Genomic DNA, 1,211 nt, shown 5'->3' on the forward strand with positions numbered 1-1,211 from the left:
GAGCGTGCGCGGGGTGCCGGCGCGGTGGAGGGCGGACACAAGTTGGGTAGGGTGGCTCACGGGGTGGCTCCGTGAGCGGACGTACCCTCACCCCAACCCCTCTCCCGGGGGGAGAGGGGCTTGAGCGTGCGCCGGGTGCCGCTGCGGTGGAGGATGGCGAGGAGGTTGGATTGGCTCACGGAGTGGGGCCTCCGTGAGTGGACGTACCCTCACCCCAACCCCTCTCCCGAGGGGAGAGGGGCTCGAGCGGGGCGCCGGCGAAGAGGGTGTCGACGCCTTCGATCAGGTTCGGGTCGAAGCGCCAGGCGTGTACGCCCGGCGATGGGTCGCGGGCGGCGTCCAGGCCGCGGCAGAACAGGTAGCGCACGCCGCCGAAGTCGCGGGCGTAGTCGTAGGCACCGCCCAGGCGGAAGCGCAGCCAGCGGTGCAGGGCCACGGTGTAGATAAGCGCCTGCAAGGTGTATTCGCTGTGCGCCATCGCCCGCGCCAGCGCGTCGGTGTCGTAGGCCGGCAGGCGGTTGGACTTGTAGTCGAGCACGTACCAGCGGCCGTCGTGCTGGTAGGTGAGGTCGATCAGGCCGGTCATCAGCCCCTCCAGGCGTTGCCGCGCGCCGAACGCCTGGCGCTCGCCGGCCACGCCGAAGCGGTGCAGCAACGCCAGCAGCACGTCCACGCGCGTCGGGCGCATGGCGAAGTGGAATTCCATTTCGTTGCGCCGCTGCTCGTCCGGCACCGCGGCCAGGCAGGTGCCTTCGGGCAGGGCGACGGTGAGGGTGTTGCCGACCAGGGCGGTGAGCATGGCGGTGCCGTCTTCCAGTTCGTCCTCGGCATAGCCGCCGCGTTGCAGCGCTTCGACGATGGCGGTGGCCTGCCCCGCTGGCGCCGGCTGGCCCGGGTGCCAATCGCGCCAGGCGGCGAAGTCGCAGCGCTCGAACACATCGTGCATGGCCACGCCGAAGCGGTTGCCGACGAAGCGACGGTCGACCATGTCCACTTCCACCGCGGCACTGACCGGCTCGCTGGCGGCGGGTTCGTCGCTGCCGCCGCTGCTGGGCACGGTGGCGCTGGCCATCGGGTCGCTGCCGGCATCGGCATTGGCGAGCTGGGTGAAGCTGTACACCCACCACTCCGGCAGCACGCGTCGCTGCGGCACGCGCGCCGGCGGCACCGGCGGCGCCGGCTCGGGCGGCAGGCGCGGCAACTGCACCGGC

1 protein-coding gene is annotated in these 1,211 nt (G+C 72.1%); it reads right to left on the bottom strand.

The genetic code is table 11. The features are described 5' to 3' along the window. Nucleotides 1-175 precede the first annotated feature (175 nt). A partial coding sequence (locus tag D183_RS25400) for a PD-(D/E)XK nuclease family protein (protein WP_017910559.1) occupies nt 176-1,211 on the bottom strand: 1,036 nt, incomplete at its 5' end.

This window comes from Xanthomonas sp. SHU 199, assembly GCF_000364665.1.
Lineage (GTDB): Bacteria > Pseudomonadota > Gammaproteobacteria > Xanthomonadales > Xanthomonadaceae > Xanthomonas_A > Xanthomonas_A sontii.